At 48.9% G+C, this 19543-nt stretch carries 15 protein-coding genes; 6 read left to right on the top strand and 9 right to left on the bottom strand.

Annotated features, from left to right (window positions below):
- Positions 1-30: 30 nt before the first annotated feature.
- The 6 genes from HPY28_RS09440 to HPY28_RS09415 form a co-directional block, all read right to left on the bottom strand.
- Positions 31-804 carry an enoyl-CoA hydratase gene (locus tag HPY28_RS09440; RefSeq protein WP_017251082.1) on the bottom strand — a complete coding sequence of 258 codons (774 nt, stop codon included), beginning with the start codon at positions 802-804 and terminating at the stop codon, positions 31-33.
- 118 nt (positions 805-922) lie between these two features.
- Positions 923-1513 carry a fatty acid metabolism transcriptional regulator FadR gene (locus tag HPY28_RS09435; RefSeq protein ID WP_017251081.1) on the bottom strand — a complete coding sequence of 197 codons (591 nt, stop codon included), beginning with the start codon at positions 1511-1513 and terminating at the stop codon, positions 923-925.
- 151 nt (positions 1514-1664) lie between these two features.
- A complete protein-coding gene (locus HPY28_RS09430) occupies positions 1665-3365 on the bottom strand; it encodes an AMP-binding protein (RefSeq protein WP_174230470.1) in 1701 nt (566 codons plus the stop codon).
- 206 nt (positions 3366-3571) lie between these two features.
- Positions 3572-4561 (bottom strand): LCP family protein, encoded by a 990-nt coding sequence (locus HPY28_RS09425; RefSeq protein WP_174230469.1) that lies wholly within the window; start codon positions 4559-4561, stop codon positions 3572-3574.
- Positions 4562-4614: 53 nt separating this feature from the next.
- Positions 4615-5790 carry an acetyl-CoA C-acetyltransferase gene (locus HPY28_RS09420; RefSeq protein ID WP_174225756.1) on the bottom strand — a complete coding sequence of 392 codons (1176 nt, stop codon included), beginning with the start codon at positions 5788-5790 and terminating at the stop codon, positions 4615-4617.
- 42 nt (positions 5791-5832) lie between these two features.
- Positions 5833-6780: a 50S ribosomal protein L11 methyltransferase gene (locus tag HPY28_RS09415; protein WP_173622385.1), complete on the bottom strand. Its 948-nt coding sequence runs from the start codon at positions 6778-6780 to the stop codon at positions 5833-5835.
- 430 nt (positions 6781-7210) lie between these two features.
- Between HPY28_RS09415 and csaB the strand changes: the two genes are divergently transcribed.
- Both csaB and HPY28_RS09405 read left to right on the top strand, forming a co-directional pair.
- On the top strand, positions 7211-8308 hold the full coding sequence (gene csaB / locus HPY28_RS09410) for a polysaccharide pyruvyl transferase CsaB (protein WP_174230468.1): 1098 nt from the start codon (positions 7211-7213) through the stop codon (positions 8306-8308).
- Positions 8309-8332: 24 nt separating this feature from the next.
- Positions 8333-9184 carry a class I SAM-dependent methyltransferase gene (locus tag HPY28_RS09405; protein WP_069845548.1) on the top strand — a complete coding sequence of 284 codons (852 nt, stop codon included), beginning with the start codon at positions 8333-8335 and terminating at the stop codon, positions 9182-9184.
- 57 nt (positions 9185-9241) lie between these two features.
- On the opposite strand, the gene HPY28_RS09400 is transcribed toward HPY28_RS09405, so the two are convergent.
- Positions 9242-10894 carry a putative polysaccharide biosynthesis protein gene (locus HPY28_RS09400; protein ID WP_173622384.1) on the bottom strand — a complete coding sequence of 551 codons (1653 nt, stop codon included), beginning with the start codon at positions 10892-10894 and terminating at the stop codon, positions 9242-9244.
- 246 nt (positions 10895-11140) lie between these two features.
- Here HPY28_RS09400 and HPY28_RS09395 point away from each other — a divergent pair, with 246 nt between their 5' ends.
- The gene (locus tag HPY28_RS09395) at positions 11141-12517 is read left to right on the top strand and encodes a phenylacetate--CoA ligase family protein (protein WP_174230467.1); all 1377 of its coding nucleotides are present in this window, start codon (positions 11141-11143) and stop codon (positions 12515-12517) included.
- On the opposite strand, the gene murJ is transcribed toward HPY28_RS09395, so the two are convergent.
- Entirely contained in the window at positions 12492-14018 is a 1527-nt protein-coding gene (gene murJ, locus HPY28_RS09390) for a murein biosynthesis integral membrane protein MurJ (protein WP_017251072.1), read from the bottom strand. The two genes, HPY28_RS09395 and murJ, sit on opposite strands and share 26 nt — an antisense overlap.
- A 188-nt stretch (positions 14019-14206) precedes the next feature.
- Between murJ and HPY28_RS09385 the strand changes: the two genes are divergently transcribed.
- Genes HPY28_RS09385 through HPY28_RS09375 form a run of 3 tightly spaced genes read left to right on the top strand, consistent with a single transcriptional unit; the run spans position 14207 to position 17913 of the window.
- Positions 14207-15469, top strand: coding sequence for an O-antigen ligase family protein (locus HPY28_RS09385; protein WP_017251071.1), 1263 nt, complete (start codon positions 14207-14209; stop codon positions 15467-15469).
- A 4-nt stretch (positions 15470-15473) separates the two neighbouring features.
- The gene (locus tag HPY28_RS09380) at positions 15474-17102 is read left to right on the top strand and encodes a hypothetical protein (RefSeq protein ID WP_174230466.1); all 1629 of its coding nucleotides are present in this window, start codon (positions 15474-15476) and stop codon (positions 17100-17102) included.
- Entirely contained in the window at positions 17095-17913 is an 819-nt protein-coding gene (locus HPY28_RS09375; protein WP_174225753.1) for a hypothetical protein, read from the top strand. Before HPY28_RS09380 ends, HPY28_RS09375 begins: the two co-directional genes overlap by 8 nt.
- 150 nt (positions 17914-18063) lie before the next feature.
- On the opposite strand, the gene HPY28_RS09370 is transcribed toward HPY28_RS09375, so the two are convergent.
- Positions 18064-19413 carry a glycosyltransferase family 4 protein gene (locus tag HPY28_RS09370; RefSeq protein WP_174230465.1) on the bottom strand — a complete coding sequence of 450 codons (1350 nt, stop codon included), beginning with the start codon at positions 19411-19413 and terminating at the stop codon, positions 18064-18066.
- Positions 19414-19543: the final 130 nt, after the last annotated feature.

Genomic DNA, 19543 nt, shown 5'->3' with positions numbered 1-19543 from the left:
TACCTCATACTTGTGAAGCTATATGCTTAACTACCGATCTGCGAATTGCGGCTTGCGCTTTTCCAGAAAAGCAGTCACGCCTTCTTTTACGTCCTCCGTCGCGAATGCATCGCCAAATAGCTTTGCTTCCTGCTCCAAGCCTTGTGATAACGAAAGCTCCGTTGTGTTATGGATAGACGCTAGCGCAAACTTCAGGGTAATCGCACTCTTACTTGCGAAAACAGCTGCCAGCTTTTGTGCTTCTGCAAGCAACTGCTCTACGGGATAAACCGCTTCCACAAGACCGATGCGCAAAGCTTCCTCGCCACCGATCATCTCTGATGTAAGAATCATTTGTGTCGCTTTGCCACGGCCAACCAGACGCGGTAGACGTTGCGTACCACCGTAGCCAGGAATGAGTCCGAGATTCAACTCAGGCAGCCCAAGCTTGGCCTCAGGTGCTGCGAAGCGGATATGGCATGCCAAAGCAAGCTCCAATCCTCCGCCAAGGCAAGCACCGTTAATTGCTGCAATGATTGGCTTCGGGAACGTTTCCAAGCGATTGAACAATGCTTGACCCTTCTTCGCCAGTTCTTCCGCATTATCCCGATTCAGTTGGGTAAATTCTTTGATGTCCGCTCCTGCAATGAAAAACCGACCTTCGCCAGTCAAAACGATTGCTTTGATCTCATCGTTATTTTCCCACTGGTCCAAAAGTTCACTCAATTGACCGAGCACTGCTTGACTGAGTGCGTTAGCAGGCGGGTTGCTAATCGTTACCGTAGCAACGCGATCAACGATTTCTACATTCCAATGCGACGCCATTCCTCTCCCCCCAAACTCTCCCCATATATAAAAACAGCTACTATTTCATTCCGAGCGATCGCTCAGTCTTACTGTTTCCATTGTAACAAACGTTTTCATGCAAAAAAAGCTTTTCTTTTCATTCTTTTCCCTTCATACCAAGCAGGAAGAGGTTATGAATGGAATCAACATAAGAGACAAGGTCGTACTTGCACTGTTTCATCACCCAAGATGTCGTCACTTCGTCCAGCGTTCCAAAAATCATTTTGCGCGTAATCCGCACCTCGAGATCGGATCGGAATACACCCTGTTCCATACCCGCTACGATCACTTCGTCAATGAGATTAAAATACTGCTTCATCACGTTGCCGATTCCTTCACTAATGATCGGACTGGATTGGCGCAGCTCGATTTGAGTCACTTTTGCCAGATCATGGTCCTTGGATAGCTGGCTCAAGTGTGCATGAATGAGTACATACAGCTTTTGCTCAATGGTCGTCGCTTCCGAAATGCGTTTGCGGTTTGTCTCCACAAACAGGCCCATCTTTTCGTTAAACAGTGAAATCAAAATATCATCCTTGTTTTCAAAATAGAGGTATATGGTGCCGTCTGCTACCTTCGCCTCTTTCGCAATTTTCGATACCTGGGCACTGTAATAGCCCTGTCTGGCGATTACTCGAACAGCAGCATCAATAATGGCTTGATACTTTTCCCCCGTTTTCTTTGCCATAACTACCTCCATGTTTACTAACATTGATGACGAAATGAATGATCACTCATTCATAATTAGTGTAATACAGGGCCACTCCTCTGTCAATCGCAAGAGGTCAGCAAAAAAGGCCGCTTTCCGCCTGGGATCGCAAGCCTCAAAACATCAGCTACTAGCTCGTTTTGATTTCTTCCTGGGCTTCTCTTTTCTTCTTGTCTTCTTCTTGTAATTGGCGACGCAATACTTTTCCGACCATGGTTTTAGGCAAATCTGTACGAATCTCGTATTGTCTCGGAATCTTATAGGCGGCGAGTCTCTGTCTGCAATGCGCTTCCAGATCCGCTTCATTCGCGAGCTGTCCATCCTTGAAAACGACGAATGCTTTGACGGTTTCGCCCCGGTACGGATCTGGGACACCGATGACTGCTGCTTCCTGGATGGCGGGATGCTCAAACAGCACTTCTTCTACTTCGCGCGGATAAATATTGAAGCCACCAGCTATAATCATGTCTTTTTTACGATCGACGATATAAAAATAGCCGTTTTCGTCCATATAGCCCATATCTCCCGTCAAAAACCAGCCATCCTTCAATACGGCAGCGGTATCCTCTGGGCGATTCCAATAGCCGCGCATGACTTGAGGCCCTTTTACAGCCAACTCCCCGACCTCGCCTTGGGGCATCTCATCTCCCGTTGCCGTATCCACAATTCGGCAATCCGTATCTGGCCACGGCATTCCGATGCTTCCGGTAATGCCTTTTTCCCAAATGGGATTGGAATGTGTGACGGGAGAAGCCTCCGTCATCCCATAACCCTCGACCAGCTTGCCGCCCGTCAACTCTTCAAATTTGAGCTTGACTTCGATCGGCAACGGAGCTGATCCACTGACACATGCGTCGATGGAAGAAAGATCATGCTTCTTCAAGTCCGGGTGGTTGATTAAACCGATATACATGGTTGGTGCCCCTGGGAAAAGAGTAGGCTTTCGCTTGTCGATCATTTCAAATATTTGTTTCACGTCGAATTTGGGAACGAGAATAATTTCTGCTGCGATACAAATGCCTTTGTTCATCACGGTAGTCATCCCATACACGTGGAACAGTGGGAGTACACACAGAATCCTTTCCTTTCCCATTTTCAGCTTGTAAAGGACCGCTTGGCACTGGACTGCATTCGCAATGAGATTGGCGTGCGTCAACATGACGCCTTTGGCAACACCTGTTGTCCCCCCTGTATATTGGAGGAGTGCGATATCCTGGGTCGGATCGACTGGTACTTCTACAGGCTTGGTAGCGCTTTCTTTTAAGGCGGAAAGAAAAGGTTCAATATCTGCGCTGTATGTAACCTGCGGATTTTGTCCTTGTTTCTTCTGCACGAACGGATATAGCCATTTTTTCAATAAGGGAAGGAAATCGCCAATGCTTGTGATGATGATTCGTTGAAGTGAGGTAGATGCACGGACTTGGGTAACACGTTTGTACAACAAATCCAGTGTGATGATGGTCTCGGCGCCTGAATCGTTCATTTGGTGAATCAATTCTCGCTCGGTATACAGCGGGTTGGTCATGACCACGATCGCGCCTGCAAAAAGCGCCCCGTAGTAGCTAATGACGGCTTGAGGAGTATTTGGCAGCATAATCGCCACGCGGTCACCTTTCTTTACACCGCGCTTGATCAATGCATTGGCAAATTGGTATGACAACTGCAAAAGCTCTCGATACGTAATGCTTTTTCCCATGAAATAGATCGCGTTACTGTCTGGATACATAGCTGCAGACTGCTCCAGAAAATGCGTCAAAGGAACACGGGGGTAATCCAATGACGGCGCAGTTTCGGGCGGGTAATTGGCAATCCAAGGCTTGGCATTTGACATGGTCATTCCCTCCATCCCTTAAATGGCCTTGCCTCTCCCTATGATCTACATTCATAATCTCTTCCTAATGACTATTGTATTCGAAACATATTCAATTTTCCAACTAAAATCATATATTTTCCTTTTTTCGGAACAAGACTATTCGACAAAAAAAGGACAAAGCCCATGACGAAAGCCGTGTCCTTTGCCCTTATGCTCTTCGTGTTTTACGGTGTAACTTCCTTGACAATTTGCTGTCGTGCCCTTTCCCGTTCAGATGTGGGGACGAGATGATACCAGCCAACGATTCCATTATGCCAAATGCGCTCATCCTGCCCGACCAATGTATCAGCTTGAATGGAGTTCGGAGTGCCATCGCCATAGGACAATAACAGAGAGGCGATTTCCTGCTCAGTGAGGTCCGTTTTCACATGCTGACCCAGTATTTCCATGAGTGAAAATGCCTTCGTATACACTTGGAGCGAGGTGCCTTTTGAAGCTAATGCTTTGAGAATCTCCTGCTGTCGGTCAATCCGCATGTAATCACTGTCTTCCTTGCCCAAATCACTTTTTCGATAACGTGCGTAATCCAATGCCTGCTCACCTGATAAAGTCTGTAGCCCTGGTTGAATGTCGATGTACGTATCGTCGCTCGGATCGCTGTACTTCATTCGTTTCTTCACATCGACAGTGACACCTCCCAGCTCGTCTACAATTTGACGGAAGCCATCGAAATCTACGGAGATATACCGATCAATTTTTATTTGTAAATATTTTTCCAGCGACTCTTTCACCATTTTTGGACCACCAAAAGCCATTGCATGGTTCACTTTGTCGTATCCTTTTCCCGGGAGCTCCATGTAGCTGTCACGCGGAATCGCCAAAAGGTAGACGGATTGCTTCCCGGGATGAATCGCCGCAAGCATCAATGTATCTGAACGTGCACTTTCCCCGTCTCGACTATCCACACCAAGAAGCAGGGCGACGAAAGGCTTCAACGGTTCTGTTCCTGTCAAAAGATCACGTGGTGGAAGGGAAGCAGCTGCCTGTTTTGCGCTCCCTTTGGCTCCATCAATCGGAGCATACCACTGATTTGTCATTTGCTTATATTGATAGGCACTGTAGGCAACCAGCAGCAACGCCCCGATCGCCAAACAGGATAAGGTATGAAACGCAATCTGTTTTCCATGTCGCTTGAAAAATGACCATATAAACATGACAAAGCCTCCCCCTTTGCTTCCATTTTTAACAGGGGAGACTTCGTTTAAACCTATGGGCGTTCGACAACCATTGCCATACCCATCCCACCGCCAACACAAAGGGCAGCCATGCCTCGTTTCAGCTGTCGTCGCTTCATTTCGTGCAGCAAGGTTACGACAATTCGGCAGCCAGTAGAACCGACAGGGTGACCCAACGCGATGCCGCTTCCGTTCACATTCGTTATTTCCCGTGGCAGCTCCAGCAGTTTTTCCACGGCGAGGTATTGCGCGGCAAAGGCTTCATTTACTTCGATCAGTTCGATATCCGCGAGCGTCAAACTGGCTTTTGCCAATGCACGCTTTACTGCTGGAACGGGTCCATATCCCATCAAATCAGGCTCTACCCCCGCTACCGCCCACGAGACAATTCTGCCGAGTGGTTCGATCCCGAGCTCTCTCGCTTTGCCTTCTTTCATCAAAACGGCTGCGGACGCTCCATCGTTGAGACCGGAGGAATTGCCTGGCGTCACTGTACCATTGTCACGAAAACTGGGTCTTAGCTTCGCGAGACTTTCCAAGGTCACTCCCCTGCGAGGGAATTCGTCTTCCGTTACGACGATTTCTTCGGTGCGCTTTTTAATGGGGACCCCGATGATTTCCTCGGCAAACAAGCCGCTGTCTATGGCTCGGATCGCATTTTGCTGACTGCGCAAGGCAATCTCATCCGACTCCTCGCGCGTGATCCCATAACGATCTACCAGACGTTCTGCCGTCTCGCCCATCAGGATTTGATGGTGAGGGTCTGTTAACAAATCCCACATCGCGTCGGTCATTTCCCCATGTGTCAAGCGTTTGCCCCAGCGCGCATTTTTCAGGACATACGGGGCGTTGCTCATGCTCTCTACGCCGCCTGCCAAGACGATTTCACTGTCACCTAAAAGAATTTGGGAAGCGCCGCTCACAATCGCTTGCATGCCGGATGCACATTGACGTTGAATCGTGTAGCCCGTCACTTCTTTTCCCAAGCCCGCATCCAATGCTGCCACCCGCGCTATGTTTGGTTCGTCTGTACGCTGAATGCAATTCCCTAAAATGACTTCATCGATCAGAGAAGCTTCCAAACCAGATCTAGCCATGACACCACGAATGACGGTTTCTCCCAGCTTGCGAGCGCTTACATCTTTCAGGACGCCACCAAACGTACCGATTGGCGTACGTCCAGCAGCAGCAATGACAACCTGCTCCATTGATTTTCCCCTCCATTTGAGTACCCTATTTTCTTTATTGTCTCACACGGAAGTTACAGGGCGGTTCCCAGCAATGTTTTTCAATACAACGGTGACCCATTCGTCTTGTTGACTTTCTTTCTCTACTTGGAAGCCTGCCTGTTCAAATGTGGCAATGACAGCTTCCCGATTCCATTCAACAATTCCCGAGAGAATCAAAATTCCTTCAGGAGCCATTCGCTCCGTAATCATCGGAAGCATCGCGACATTTTCATCGCCTCCGATGTTGACCAGAATGACATCAGCTTGGTCAGGCAATTGGGACTTAACTGCGTCCTCACACGCATCCCCAATCACGACTTGTACAGCGTGGTCAGGAAGGTGGTTATTCGTCGCATTGACGAGAACCTGATACTCGCTTTGCGGATTAATATCCACAGCCCATACAGGATGCTTCGCTCCATTCAAAGCACAGTACAAAGAGAGAATTCCTGAGCCAGCTCCTACATCAATGACTTGCTTACCCTCCAGATTCATTTCTTGCAAAAACAATAGAATGTCCTGCGTCGTTCCATGATAGCCGGTTCCGAAAGCTGCACCTGGATCAATCCATAGGATATGCCGAGCCGACTCCAACGCTGCGGGGTCCGTCCACGTTGGTGCTACCCACCAGTCGCCTATCTTGACTTCCCGGAACTCCTCTTTCCACGATTCATTTTCTTCAGCTACAAGTTCTACTTCTTTTATAGTGACTTGTCCATTCCAGCGTTGAATGTAGCTCTTTAGGCGGTCTACATGCTCCTCTTCACGATCATGCTGGGGTTCAAACAAATAGCCAACAAGTGGACCTTCCGTATTTTCTGCGTAATCATATCCATTTTCCGTTGTCAGCACTTCGATTTGCGGTTCGATCCAGCCAAGCGTGTAGGAGCTGGTCAAAACCTCTGCCACAAACAAATCCTCAATCTCTGGTTCCACTAGTAATGTGTATTTGAGCCACATGCTTTCCATGATGAAAAATGCTCCTTCCCTTCTGCTGTCATTCGCCCCTATTCTTGCGGACATCTATTCACTCATATGTGGATGGCAAGGATGATAGAGAACATGGTATGATAGTAGAATGGACTATCACAACCGCAGGGAGGCTTACCATGTTTGACGAATTTTTTTACCGTCGCCGCAAAAATAAAGGGCTGTTCATCGTCATGATTGCCCTCATCGTTCTTGGCATCGGCATGTTCGGTATGGGTTTCCTCTATATGTTCTCGTAAGTCGGAACAACATCATTATACCCTACGAACGGCGCTGCACCCACTGTATCTGTCCAAACAATTGGGGCGTGAAGTTTTCTACTGTGGTTGCTTTACTTCCGCTTGTTTACTCGATTATACTTGAGAATGTATTTTTCCTGTACGTTTGATATAGAAAGAAGGTTCACTCCATGTCGCGAATTCTCATCTCCGGGTACTACGGCTTTAATAATGCCGGAGACGATGTGGTCCTGTACGGCATCATCAGCTCTCTTAAGCGGGAACAACCAAATATCTCTCTCGCCGTTCTGTCCAATCAGCCTGATCGGACTACGGAACTGTTCGGGATTGAAGCCTATAACCGCTGGAGCTTTGGAACCATCGTCCGCGAGCTTTCGCGAAGTGACATGCTGGTGATGGGCGGCGGTACACTGATGCAGGATGTAACCAGTCCGCGCAGTGTCCTCTACTATTTGGGCATCGTCACCATTGCCAAGCTTTTAGGTAAACCCGTGGTCTTTTACGCACAAGGATTTGGCCCCATCCTCAAATCGCTCAGTCGCACGATGATTAAACGCGTGGTCAATCACGTCAACATTATCACGGTTCGCGACTACGAATCAGGAGAGGACTTCAAAGCCTGCGGCGTAAAAAAAGCCCCTATCTATATAACAGCTGACCCTGCTCTGACGATATCCCCAGACGATATTGCAGATCAACGGGGAAAAGAGCTGCTCCATGGTATGTTTGATGATCCTTCCAAGCCTTTGGTCGCCATCTCTGTCCGGGACTGGAAGCAGGAACAACCATTCAAACAGAAGATAGCCCGAGCAGCCGATTGGTTTATCATGCGCGGATGGAATGTTCTCTTCCTGCCGATGCATGTCCCTAGCGATTTGGCACCGTCCCAGGAAATCATGGACCAGATGAGCCAACCAGGAGCACGTCTTCTCGATGCGCCTGTAACTTTTCATGACATTATGTCGGTATTGAAGCAATGCAACTACGTCGTTGGAATGCGGCTTCACTCGCTTATTCTTGCGTGCATGCTGCGAATCCCTTTTATCGGCATCTCCTACGATCCGAAAATCGATCGATTCGTCGAACGAGCTGGAATGCCTAATGCTGGTCACATTACTGAACTCGATGAAACTACACTTTTGACCTTGCTCGCTGAAAAACTGGACAACCTCGATCACGAAATTGATGTGGTAACGAAGCATTCCCATCTGTTAGCAATCGAAGCTTCCAAAAGCAGTGAACTTGTTCTGCAAGCGCTGCGTAAATAAGGCTGACCTGGAAAGGAGGACATCATGTCCTTTTCTTCACAAGTGTTACTAGGTTTAAATCGATTATTTCCTCTCCCCGTTCACCCTTTCAATCTGGCAAACAACGGGGAAATGAGCTATACCGAATGGCAATTTCAAAAAGGGGATCAAACCATTCAGTTTTTCCTCCCCTTCCATTCACAGGAGCAAATGTTCCATGACAAAACCGTTTTGGACATCGGCTGTGGCGGCGGGGGAAAAACCTGCTATTACGCCACGTTTGGCCCGAAAAAAATGATCGGCATCGATATCGTCCCCCACTATGCGGAGGAAGGAAATGAATTCGCGAAGAAAAAAGGGCTGGATCATCTTGTCTCCTTCATGACTGGTGATGCCGCGAGAATGGACTTCCCGGACAACACGTTCGATACGATCATCATGAATGACGCGATGGAGCACGTAGGCGAACCGGAAAAGACGCTGGAGGAATGCTTTCGGGTATTGAAGCCTGGCGGGCATCTCTACATCAATTTTCCGCCGTATTATCATCCATTCGGTGCCCATTTGTCAGATGCGATCGGCATTCCTTGGGTGCATGCTCTCTTCTCGGAGCAAGCCTTGATTGATGCCTATAAAAAGCTAGTCCGTGACTTGCCAGACGGTTCTGACCGGATTGCTTTTCGTTTCGACAAGCTTCCTGATGGCAGAGATACGATCTCGTACATTAATCGCATGACGATCAAACGGTTTCGAAAAATTCAACAAGGCGTGGTGCAGCCTGCGGTTTACCAGCGAGAGATTCCGTTGCGCAATCAGTTGCAGTCCTTGGCGAAATTATCTGCTACCCGTGAATTTTTCGTAAAAATGGTTGTATGTGTTTATCAAAAAGCAAAATAAGTAAGATCACATAAAACCCCTTCCTCCGTTTTTGGAGAAAGGGGTTTTTCGATTCTATTAGTCGTTATTTGTATTGGACTTTAACGAGGAAGCCTGCTTCTTCCGAATGAATTGGATAAAGGCGCGCAGCTTGTTTCCTCCTGGCAGCCAGTCCAGCTCCTTATCCTCAATGAGTGGAATGAGGATCAGCAGTCCCAGGTAAACAACGAGTCCTACACCGACTCCAGCGACGGTCTCTATCGCTCCCAAAATGCGCACTGGTTCTCTTCCCCTGAACAGGAAATCAACTGCCTCTGTCGCTCCCCAAGCCAGAATCAGCATGAGGTTAGCCACCAGTAACGGATAAACGGTATCAAAGCGCCAGTTAATCGGAATCGATACATAATGGTTGATGACGCGCATATTCAGTACGCAGACAAATGCAGTCGCAACCAGCCATGACAGGGACAAGCCGTCCATACCGAACATCGAGGTAAACACGAGTGTCGCCAGTACTTTTACAATGACACCATACAGCAGATGACGCGCAGGGATTTTTTCTTTACCGATTCCTTGCAAAATACCATTTGTAGCAAGCAACAAGGAAAGCGGAATCGCTGTGATGCCTAAAATCGCCATTGCACGCGTGCCTTCCATATCACCATACAACGCGAGATTCGCCCCTTCAGCTACAGCTGTCAGTCCAAGACCAGCAGGTAGACCGATTAGCCAAGCAAAGCGGAGCGAGAGTTTGGTCAAGGTCGTAATCCGTTCCTGATCCTTTTGTCTGATCGCTTCGGCAATGGCAGGCACGATCGAGAGGGCAATCGACGATCCGAACAAGCTCGCCATTTGCAGAAGTGGTCCTCCCCTGCTGTAAATGCCAAACCACGTATCCGCCGTCAATCCATCCACGTTCCAAATGTAGCGGAAGATGTTAATCGCCAGGAAGGAATCCGTCAGGCTGAAAATCGGGATAACCAAGGCGCTGATACAAATCGGCCAGGCAATTCGCCACATCGAGGCGAAGAAGGCACGATCATACCACCAAGTAAGACGCCCCCACTCTGCCCCGCTAAATACGGAATTTTTCCGATTGTGGAGCCACATGAGCAACGCTAGAAACCCGAGACTTAAAAATGTACTGATCATCGTACCGAAGTTGACTCCGGTAATCACGGTGTCCGTATCTTCACCGAGTGACACGAGATACAGGGAAGCTACCAAAATAAATACGACACGCAACGTCTGCTCTACGATTTGCGAGAGCCCGACAAACAACATTTTTTGATGGCCGTAGAAAAAGCCGCGAATAACCGCAATCAAGGGAACGAACAGCAGCGACATGGAAATCGCCCGAATCGGCTCAATCAAATGCGGATTCCCCATGAGCTTTGCGATCAGTGGAGAGCTGGCGTACAGGAGCGCAAACAAGACAAGTCCGATCCCGCCCATCATGACCATGCTACGGGCCAAAATTTGTCCAATAGAGCCTTGTTTCCCTTCAGCCAATGCCTCTGCAATCACCCTCGACAACGCTACTGGCACACCTGCTGTCGCCAATATGAGGAAGGTCAGGTAGAGAGGATATACTTCCTGATAGAGTCCGAGACCTCTGTCGCCCACTATCTCCTGAAGCGGAATCCGATAAAACATCCCGATAACTTTTGACAAAATCCCCGCTATGGCTAAGATCAATGCTCCCGCGAGAAAATGACTTTTTTTCAACATGGGTAACTCCTTTATTCGTCTCTTTGACTGGATACCCGTGGGGCAGTACCAATCGACATGAACCCACTCTCTATCCTACTATCATTTCCCTCTTCCAGCAAACAGGTATATCGATGGAATTTCGCAGCAATACTGGTAAAAAACAGATTCCATTGATTTTTGTGAAAAACGTCTCGACGTTTTTCATTAGACAGAATGTGACCGCTTGCGGTCTGCCTGTGTGATCTGTGAGTAGGAGGGGATATTATGCCCACAACCGGATTTTTGATCCGACATGTACAGTGGCCGTTAATGGAGGCTTTGAAAGGAAATCGCATTCGTCCTTACATGAAAGAATTGCAAGCAGCCGAGCATCTATCTGCCGCAGCGCTTAACGTGCAGCAGCGAGAAAAGCTGGTGAAGCTACTCGATCATGCGATACAAAACGTACCAGCCTACACTGCCCTCGCCCCAGACTGGAGCAAAATGCGCGAGATGCCTGAACGTTTTTTGCAGCGTATTCCTGTTCTGACCAAAGCACACTTTCGGCAAAACGCTGATCAATATATGAGCCAAGGACTACAAACCAAAAGCCTCATTGCAAATCGTACGGGAGGCTCCACAGGTGAACCTACCCATTTTTATCTCGATCGTCCTACTGTCGAGCGATATGAAGCTGCGCGCTGGTTGGGGTTATCCTGGTACGGCATTCGCATAGGTGACCCATGTGTAATGATCTGGGGCTCTCCTCTCGAATTAAACGCCCAGCAAGCTCGCCGCTACCGCTGGAAGGAGCGCTGGTTGAAAAACCGTATGATGATTTCTGCCTATGAACTGGACGAAAGACATTTGGAAGCAAACCTGCGCCTCATCCGGGATTTCCAACCAGCCTATTTATACGGGTACACTTCCGCACTTCATGCGCTCGCCACGATGATTCTACGACGCGGCATGGCACTCGGAATCCCGCTCAAAGCCGTGGTCTCTACAGCAGAAAGCCTGCACGAACACCAGCGACAAACGATTACCCAGGCTTTTGATGCGCCTGTTGTGAATGAATACGGCGCCCGTGACGGCGGAATCATTGCCTACCAATGCAAGTCTGGAAGCATGCATGCCTTTTCTGGGAACTGTTATTTGGAGGTAGTCGATCCAATTACGCATATTCCCGTCTACAAAGGGCACCCAGGAGCACTGCTTGTCACAGACCTGCACAATACCGTCATGCCTCGCCTGCGCTACCAAATAGGAGATGTCGTCGCGCTTTCTGATTCAGCCTGTTCATGCAATCTCCCTTTTCCACTTCTTGCTTCGATCGACGGCAGAGAAGACGACATGTTCCTAGCGCTAAATGGACGGTACGTGCACGGACATTATTTTAATCACATCGTGCGCAATATGGACAGCTTCCGCACCTTCCAGATCGTCCAGCATGAGCCCGAGCGACTAAGCCTGAGACTGGTGAAGGAGCCTGAACATTTTTTACCTGCCGATGAAGCAAAGCTTTTGGCAGGAATTCGCTCGGCGTTAGGTCAAGTAAGCATCCAAGTTTCTTACGTGGAGACCATTCCCCCCGCAAGCTCGGGTAAGACTCGTTATGCAATCCGGGAATTCCCGCTTACGATCGCCCTCCCGCTGGAGTAGACCGCTTGCGTACTTTTTGCAGTAGCTCTGATACGAGTGGCTCGCGAACCAAAATGAGCACCACGAGATATAAAAGCGCTGCACCGATAATTCCTAACGGCAAGTACAGCCAGACAGGCCATGCGGATAACCATGGATCGATGAGTAAAATAGCACCGGCCATGACTGCGCAGCCCAAAATGGTTTTCCCGGCAGTCATGAGGAAATTCGCCCGTACAGGGCTGCCTACCGCCCTCCATAGCAAAACAAACAGCAGGAGTGCTTGACTGATAGCCGAAACTGCATTAGCTAGGGCAATTCCGCCATGACCAAGCAGTGGAATGAGCAACCAGTTGGCAAGGGCATACACAACGATCCCGATCGCCCCGATCATAACGGGTGTCTTCGTGTTTTCCAGTGCATAAAAGGCGCGAGTCAGCAAGTCTCTTGACGCTAAAAAGAAAAGTCCTACGCCATAAAACGGCAGTGCCCACGCTGTCAAAGCTACAGAATGCTCATCGAACGCTCCGCGCTCAAAAGCTAGTCGGATGATAGGCTCTGCATATAACGCAAGTCCAACCGTCACGGGCAGCAGCAAAATGAGGAGATAGGCAAGTCCTTTTTGCAGGATTTGCTTCATCTCCGTCATTTCCCCCCGCTTGACATGACTAGCCAACAGTGGGAATAACGGCAACGTAAACGCCCCGACAAAAATAGCCAGAGGCAATTGCATGATCTGGTTCGCATTGGCGAGAGCGGAAACGACACCCGTTCCGAGTCCTTCTGCGAAGCCGCGCTCCAAAAAGGTAGTGGCCTGGGCTACAACCGCACCAATCAAAATCGGAATGACGCGCTCGCCCATGCCTTTGAGAGAAGCGTCCTCACGCCAAGAAAATGAGAAGCGGTGCTGGTAGCCGAATCCGCGCAAAGTCGGGAGAATCGGCAACAGTGCCGCCAAGTAACCGATTGTCGTAGCCATCGCCAATCCAATGGGACCATACATCGGAACGAGCACATACATGCTGACAATCACCAAAGCTCCATTGACTACCGTGCCAAGCGTCGGTGTAAAGAAATGCTGGTGCGCATTGCAAATACTCGACCACAGTCCGGTTAACCCGATGAAAATAGCTGATGGCCACATCCATTGCAGCATATTAGCCGTGAGTTCCAGCTTCTCACCTGTCAGTCCAAACATCCCAGCAAGCTCGTAAGAAAAGACAACTCCTAAGACAGAGAGAGCAACGAATACGCCCAAAATGATCGTGAGCATCTTCTGATACAAATCAGTCGTCCGCTCTCCTTTTTCCATCATGCCGCGCATCGTCGGAATCAGTACAGCATTGACCGCTCCCGGTATGACCAAGAACAGCGTCAGCGGGATCGTTGCCGCGATATTAAACGCATCTGCCTCCATCCCAGTACCGTACAAACTCGATACATACACACTGCGAAAAAAACCTAGAAGCCTTCCAACGAGAGTCAGCACGACAATCATGGAAGCGATTTTTAACAAACTCATGTCCACTTTTCTCCTATCCCTATTCGAAACCCTACGTTCCAGGCTTGGTTCTAACCCTCAAACTACCTAGTTATCATATCTTATTTCTACCTTTCCTACCAACCTCTTTCCCCCCGGCTTGCTACTGGGTTGTCAGATTCATTATAATAGGTAAGTTAATCCCTACCTGTAGGAGGACTACAATAAAAATGAGAGAAACCGTGTTGAAGTGGGGAAGCCAATCATCTACGTGGTTGTATTTGCTGTTGGCCTATCCAGTAATCGATTACGTCTTGCGACAGATTCTACCGATTCCAGTCATATCTTCTTTGTGGGATGAAGGACTGCTCATCGTCTTGATGCTGTTTACATTCGTTGCGTTTTTACAGTCAAATCGGACGATGCCTGGAATCAAACATTGGCTTGGAGCCCTTTTCGTCCTCGGAGTTGCCATCATGGTGACAGACATGGCGAACTGGGAAGCGAGCGTAGAAGGATTCCGTTCCGTCTACCAGTACATCCTCGCCTTTTTCATGGGCTTCTATTTATTGAAGTCGATGGAAGACCTAGACAAGTTCATGAAGGGACTTGTGCTGGTTGGTTTCATAGCGGCACTGTATGGTGTCTTGCAAGTCATCGTAGGCGTCAAAACACCTGAATCATGGGTGCAGGAAGGGGAAGCAGTTACCACGCGTGCATTCTCCTTCGTAACGAGCCCGAACGTATTGGGCAGCTATATGGCATTGATTACACCGATTGCCGCTGGTCTATTCATGACAGCGAAGGATCGCAAGCAAAAATGGATTTGGGCCATCGTTGCGCTGACGACTTTGCTCGCCATGCTGTTAACAAGTTCCCGCGGTTCTTGGTTTGCCCTTGCCTTTGCTGCATTTGTTTGCTTCTACATATGGAACAAACGAGTCGCAGGATACTTGGTGATCGCAGGGATTATCGGGATTGTAGCCCTGTTCTTCGTTCCTGATTCTGTTCCGCTTGTCGGAAAAGTAAAAGATCGCATTTTCACGCTGTTTACACCTGAATACTTCGAATCTAGCAGCCAAGGCGGACGTATTGGTCGCTGGGGCGAAGCCTATGACAAGATGCGCATCGAGCCATTATTTGGCGTCGGTCTCGGTCATCATGGCGGTGCAGTAGCGACTCGCCATTTCGGAACGATTTATTCAGACAGCTATTTCTTCAAAAGTCTAGCGGAATACGGTCTGATCGGGATCATCCTGTTAATCGGAACCGTGATCACCATGTTCAAATACGGAGCTGGGCTTATCCGCAACCTCCAAGGCTCGCCGCACTTTTTTGCGATACTCGGCCTATTGGGCGGTTTAATAGCCGTAGCTACCCATAACCTCGTGGAAAACATTTTCGAGGTGCCGTTCATGGCCCTCTATTTCTGGCTGTTTGGTGGCTTCCTGTGCGCATTATTCGTCGACCAGACACAAAATAAAAGGTGGTGAGGGCATGCGCCGGAATCCTATTCTCGAAACGATAAGCTGGGCGCTGTACGCCATTGCCCTGTTTCTGATTTACCATTTGCTCGTGAAACCAGCTTTCCTTGATTTAACGTGGATTGCTGTACTCATTTTCCTGCCACTGCTAGCATTTTGCTACTTCGTGGTCCATCCGTCGGAACGTCGTCAAGTGCTTGTGTTTACGATCGGCTTCTTGCTCTTGGATCGGGCATTGACACGCGTCGATGTGAAAACGACCGCTGCTCTGTTGATCGGAGGAGCGATCGCCATCATCGTGATTGCCCTACTCGTAAAATGGTACGGGCGTCTCAATTGGCGTGCAGTCGGCTCATTAGTTTTGATCGCCCTCTTGGCGAATGTCACGTTCAACCGAGATACATTGACTGCACTCAGTCACTTTACTGTGAAATACGAATCTGACCGTCTGTACAACGGAGATTGGGTGGATTACTTCCCGGTCACACTGCATGACGTCAATGGCGATGGCAGCATGGAGATCATCACGTACGGCAATGCCGAGGAGCTTCCACTGCCTGAAGAAATTGAAAAGCCAGAGACGGAAGAAGAGAAAAAAGCAATGGCGGAGAAGCTGCGCCATTTGCAGGCTGAACCTGTTTCTCTTTACGTCCTGACCTGGAAAGACGGCCAAATGGTGCGGATGCCGAATGATCAAATTCCGGCAGATACCATGGAGATCATCAAGGAAAAATTGCCAACCGACTACCCGGGCTTCCCGTATTACACGATGAAAGACGGTCAATTGGTACCGAATGTACAACGCCAACCGTATGCGGAAGGCATGATGCAAATCGGAACGGCACCATATCGTGCGTTGATGCTTGATATGGAAAACATCGCAAATCAACTGACAGAAAACGAAGGCAGTATGGACGTACGACAAACGTTGGGCTCCAAGTACACGGATCTACACATCAAGGATGGTATGCTGACAGGAAACTACGACGGCAAGCCTTTTGGCGGGATGACCAAATCAACCAAGCTGTTGACCACCATGATGCTCCCAGATGGACACGAAGGACTCATTGTCATGGGTGAACATCTGAGTGTACTGACCGTCGATTCTGATGGCACACTGACGGAAGCCTATACCTTGACTCGCAAAGAAGCTGAATTGGCAACTGGCGAGTTCATTCCTGCCGATATCGACAACGACAAGGTCGACGAGCTGCTCGTAGCAGGCAAGCCTTCGTACATCTTGAAACCAAAACCAGATGGTACGTGGGAAATATTGTGGGCTAGCGGTGACCGCGACAAGAGCTTCCGCTTCTCCAACTTTGCTACGCTCGGTAACAGCGACAAGCCTGAGATCGTAGCAAAGGCTAAGAGCTGGGTAAGCACAACGGATTCCCGCTATTTGTCTGGCTATGACTACACACCTGAAGGTTTGAAACAAAACTGGCGTATTTACTTGCCACTGATCAATGTTCAAATCGGCGACATCGATGGCGACAAGCAAAACGAAATCGTGGCCAACATGTACAATACGCATCGCATTCTCGTGTTTAAGCAGCACAACATTCCGGTATTCGGACTCACAATCGCACTATTCGTGGGACTCTTGGGATACGGAGTCGTAAGGAGGTTTCGCCATGCGTAAAGCGACGAAAGCATGGGCATTACTCGCTGCCATCTGCACAGCCTCCCTGCTCGGTGGCTGCACGTATGAATCAGGAACGAAAGCATTTGCCACCACCAATTTTGACCAGAAGCCGGATCAGACGACGACAGTCCAAACTGAGTCAGGTGCGGAGTGGCTGAAAACAGCCCTAGAAAAAGGCAAGACGGATAAAGAGGCACAGACCTACTGGTACAAGGGCCATGTAAAAAACACCATCTTGTCACGTACGACGACGAGTATGTTCAATGGTGCCGTCATTAACGGGAAGGGCTACAATGTCGATGCACGCATCGCAGCCCAACCCTATTCGTACTATCGCATTCACGACAAACGCTACATCAAGGCAAACGAGCAGTTTGTAACCGCTCCGGATGAGCCGCTGGCGTTTGATGTATTGAAAGGCTTCGAGGACTGGCTGCCTTTCATGGACAAGGCCGTCCAATTGCCTGAGGAAAAAGTAATTGGCGTCGTCAGCGTTCCGTTCCAATTGAAAATGACAGGAGCAGAATGGCTGAAAAATAGCCAAAGTCCACTGTTTGAACCATTGAAAAAGCAATTGGGCGAACGTCCTGATCTGGATTACATCTTGAAGGAATCCACGATCAAAACAACGATTTGGTTCGGCAAGGAAGACCGTCTGATCCACCAGTACGAGACGTGGATCATTCTGCCGCTGCCTGAAGCCGGAACGATGGACCAGCAAGTGATGTTCAACCTGTTTAAATACGACGATACGGGTGGCATTCACATCAAAGAACCGGAAGAAGTAGAAAAATATTTGCTGTACTAAAAAAGCCTGCTACATTTGCGTGGTAGCAGACTAATCGGTACGAATCAGGGCCTGGCGATTATCGTCAGGTCCTTTTATTTTGAAGCAGAAGAAGTATGCCTGTCATGAAGAAAACCCCGCAGCCTTCATTGGCTCCGGGGCTATGCTGTCCTATTTTTTTACCAGTTCATCCATCACGTTCGCCAGTTGCTTCGCCTGTTCACGACGTTCGTACGGTTTCACACGTTCTGCAAAATCCGCTCCGCGTTTCTCGCTACCCGTTTTTCCTTGCGCTTTCCACTCCTGATACAGCTTCAGGTACGCTTGCTTGATCTCGTCTTTTTGCTCTGGATCGGCTACTTGTCCGAGACAGAAATCTTCAATAATCTCTGTCGCTTCGCCTCTTTTATTCAGAGCAAGAATCGGGTTGCCGATCCCCATGTATTCGTAGAGCTTACCCGGAATATACGCTCCAGCGTCAGCAGACACATCCCCGATCAGCAACAGGGCATTCGCACCTTTCATTAGTCCGAGTGCTTCTTTATGCGGCAGATTCCCCAACACGCTAACGATGTCCCCCAGCCCCAATGCTTCTACACAGTCGCGATTTTCGGAATAACCCGGATAATCGAACACCCCTGCAAAGCTGAGTAAGAGATCATTTCGGTCTACTGCTTTTTCATCGATGAGTTCCCGGATGGCTTGCAGGAGTAGGCGTGGGTTGCGCTTTTGATACAAAATACCTGCGTACACCGCATGAAATTTGTCCGGAGCAGCATGACTAGGAGCCAACCCTTGAAAATCAGCCTGATCAAACCCATTGTAGATCAGTTCCATCCGCTTGATGCGATCCTGGTGCTTCTCGCGAAAATTATAGGCGAAGGTCGCGGTAACGGTCGTGATCGCATCCGCTTGGGACATCACGGCCTCCTCCATTCGCTCTTCCATACGCTCTCGCCATTCGATGCCAGAGGTGTGCATATTTTGCGTCCACGGATCTCGGAAATCCGCTACCCATTTGCAGCCAAACTCACGGGAAAGCTTTTTCGCAATCAAATGGTTCGTAACCGGTCCCGATGTAGAAAAAATCACGTCGATCTTTTCACGGCGCATAATTTCCCGCCCCAGCTTGAGCGCATTCGGCATCCACAGGATTTGGTCGTCTGGAATCAATAAGTATGGCTTTACTTTTTTCAGCACATTGACGATCTGTTTTTTTACCTGCGCTTTGAACGAAGGCTGTGATGGTGTGGACGTTGTATTGGCACTTGCTGATGCGGCTTGTCCCCCTCGATTCGGCAGCAGCTGCCATTCCTTCGCACGGTGAATGGTGACATCACTCGGCAGCTGTGTCAAAAGGGATGGATCGAGCGTCGCATGATAAGCAGGATCTACTGTCAGCACATGGACATTCCAGCCAAACTCCCCTAAATATTTGGCCATTTTCAACGGTCTTGGCACGCCGCCTCCACCAATTGGAGGAAATATGTAGCATATGATCAACACATTGTGCGTATTCATTTACGTAACCGTCCTTCTCCATTTCAATTTTCCATCATCAACGATACCATAAGTGCTGTCTTATTGCGAATCTAGCAGGCATCTGCTATAGTGAGAATGGCTTTGTTTACAAATTATCCTTCATTTTCGG

The sequence above is a fragment of the Brevibacillus sp. HB1.2 genome (assembly GCF_013332495.1).
Taxonomy (GTDB): domain Bacteria; phylum Bacillota; class Bacilli; order Brevibacillales; family Brevibacillaceae; genus Brevibacillus; species Brevibacillus porteri.
This window is presented reverse-complemented; position numbering and strand designations above follow the sequence as displayed.

Bases quoted from the DNA above. Each gene is read 5' to 3' on its own strand.
- HPY28_RS09440 (WP_017251082.1), bottom strand. From the start codon at position 804: ATGGCGTCGCATTGGAATGTAGAAATCGTTGATCGCGTTGCTACGGTA.
- HPY28_RS09435 (WP_017251081.1), bottom strand. From the start codon at position 1,513: ATGGCAAAGAAAACGGGGGAAAAGTATCAAGCCATTATTGATGCTGCT.
- HPY28_RS09430 (WP_174230470.1), bottom strand. From the start codon at position 3,365: ATGTCAAATGCCAAGCCTTGGATTGCCAATTACCCGCCCGAAACTGCG.
- HPY28_RS09425 (WP_174230469.1), bottom strand. From the start codon at position 4,561: ATGTTTATATGGTCATTTTTCAAGCGACATGGAAAACAGATTGCGTTT.
- HPY28_RS09420 (WP_174225756.1), bottom strand. From the start codon at position 5,790: ATGGAGCAGGTTGTCATTGCTGCTGCTGGACGTACGCCAATCGGTACG.
- HPY28_RS09415 (WP_173622385.1), bottom strand. From the start codon at position 6,780: ATGGAAAGCATGTGGCTCAAATACACATTACTAGTGGAACCAGAGATT.
- csaB (WP_174230468.1), top strand. From the start codon at position 7,211: ATGTCGCGAATTCTCATCTCCGGGTACTACGGCTTTAATAATGCCGGA.
- HPY28_RS09405 (WP_069845548.1), top strand. From the start codon at position 8,333: ATGTCCTTTTCTTCACAAGTGTTACTAGGTTTAAATCGATTATTTCCT.
- HPY28_RS09400 (WP_173622384.1), bottom strand. From the start codon at position 10,894: ATGTTGAAAAAAAGTCATTTTCTCGCGGGAGCATTGATCTTAGCCATA.
- HPY28_RS09395 (WP_174230467.1), top strand. From the start codon at position 11,141: ATGCCCACAACCGGATTTTTGATCCGACATGTACAGTGGCCGTTAATG.
- murJ (WP_017251072.1), bottom strand. From the start codon at position 14,018: ATGAGTTTGTTAAAAATCGCTTCCATGATTGTCGTGCTGACTCTCGTT.
- HPY28_RS09385 (WP_017251071.1), top strand. From the start codon at position 14,207: ATGAGAGAAACCGTGTTGAAGTGGGGAAGCCAATCATCTACGTGGTTG.
- HPY28_RS09380 (WP_174230466.1), top strand. From the start codon at position 15,474: ATGCGCCGGAATCCTATTCTCGAAACGATAAGCTGGGCGCTGTACGCC.
- HPY28_RS09375 (WP_174225753.1), top strand. From the start codon at position 17,095: ATGCGTAAAGCGACGAAAGCATGGGCATTACTCGCTGCCATCTGCACA.
- HPY28_RS09370 (WP_174230465.1), bottom strand. From the start codon at position 19,413: ATGAATACGCACAATGTGTTGATCATATGCTACATATTTCCTCCAATT.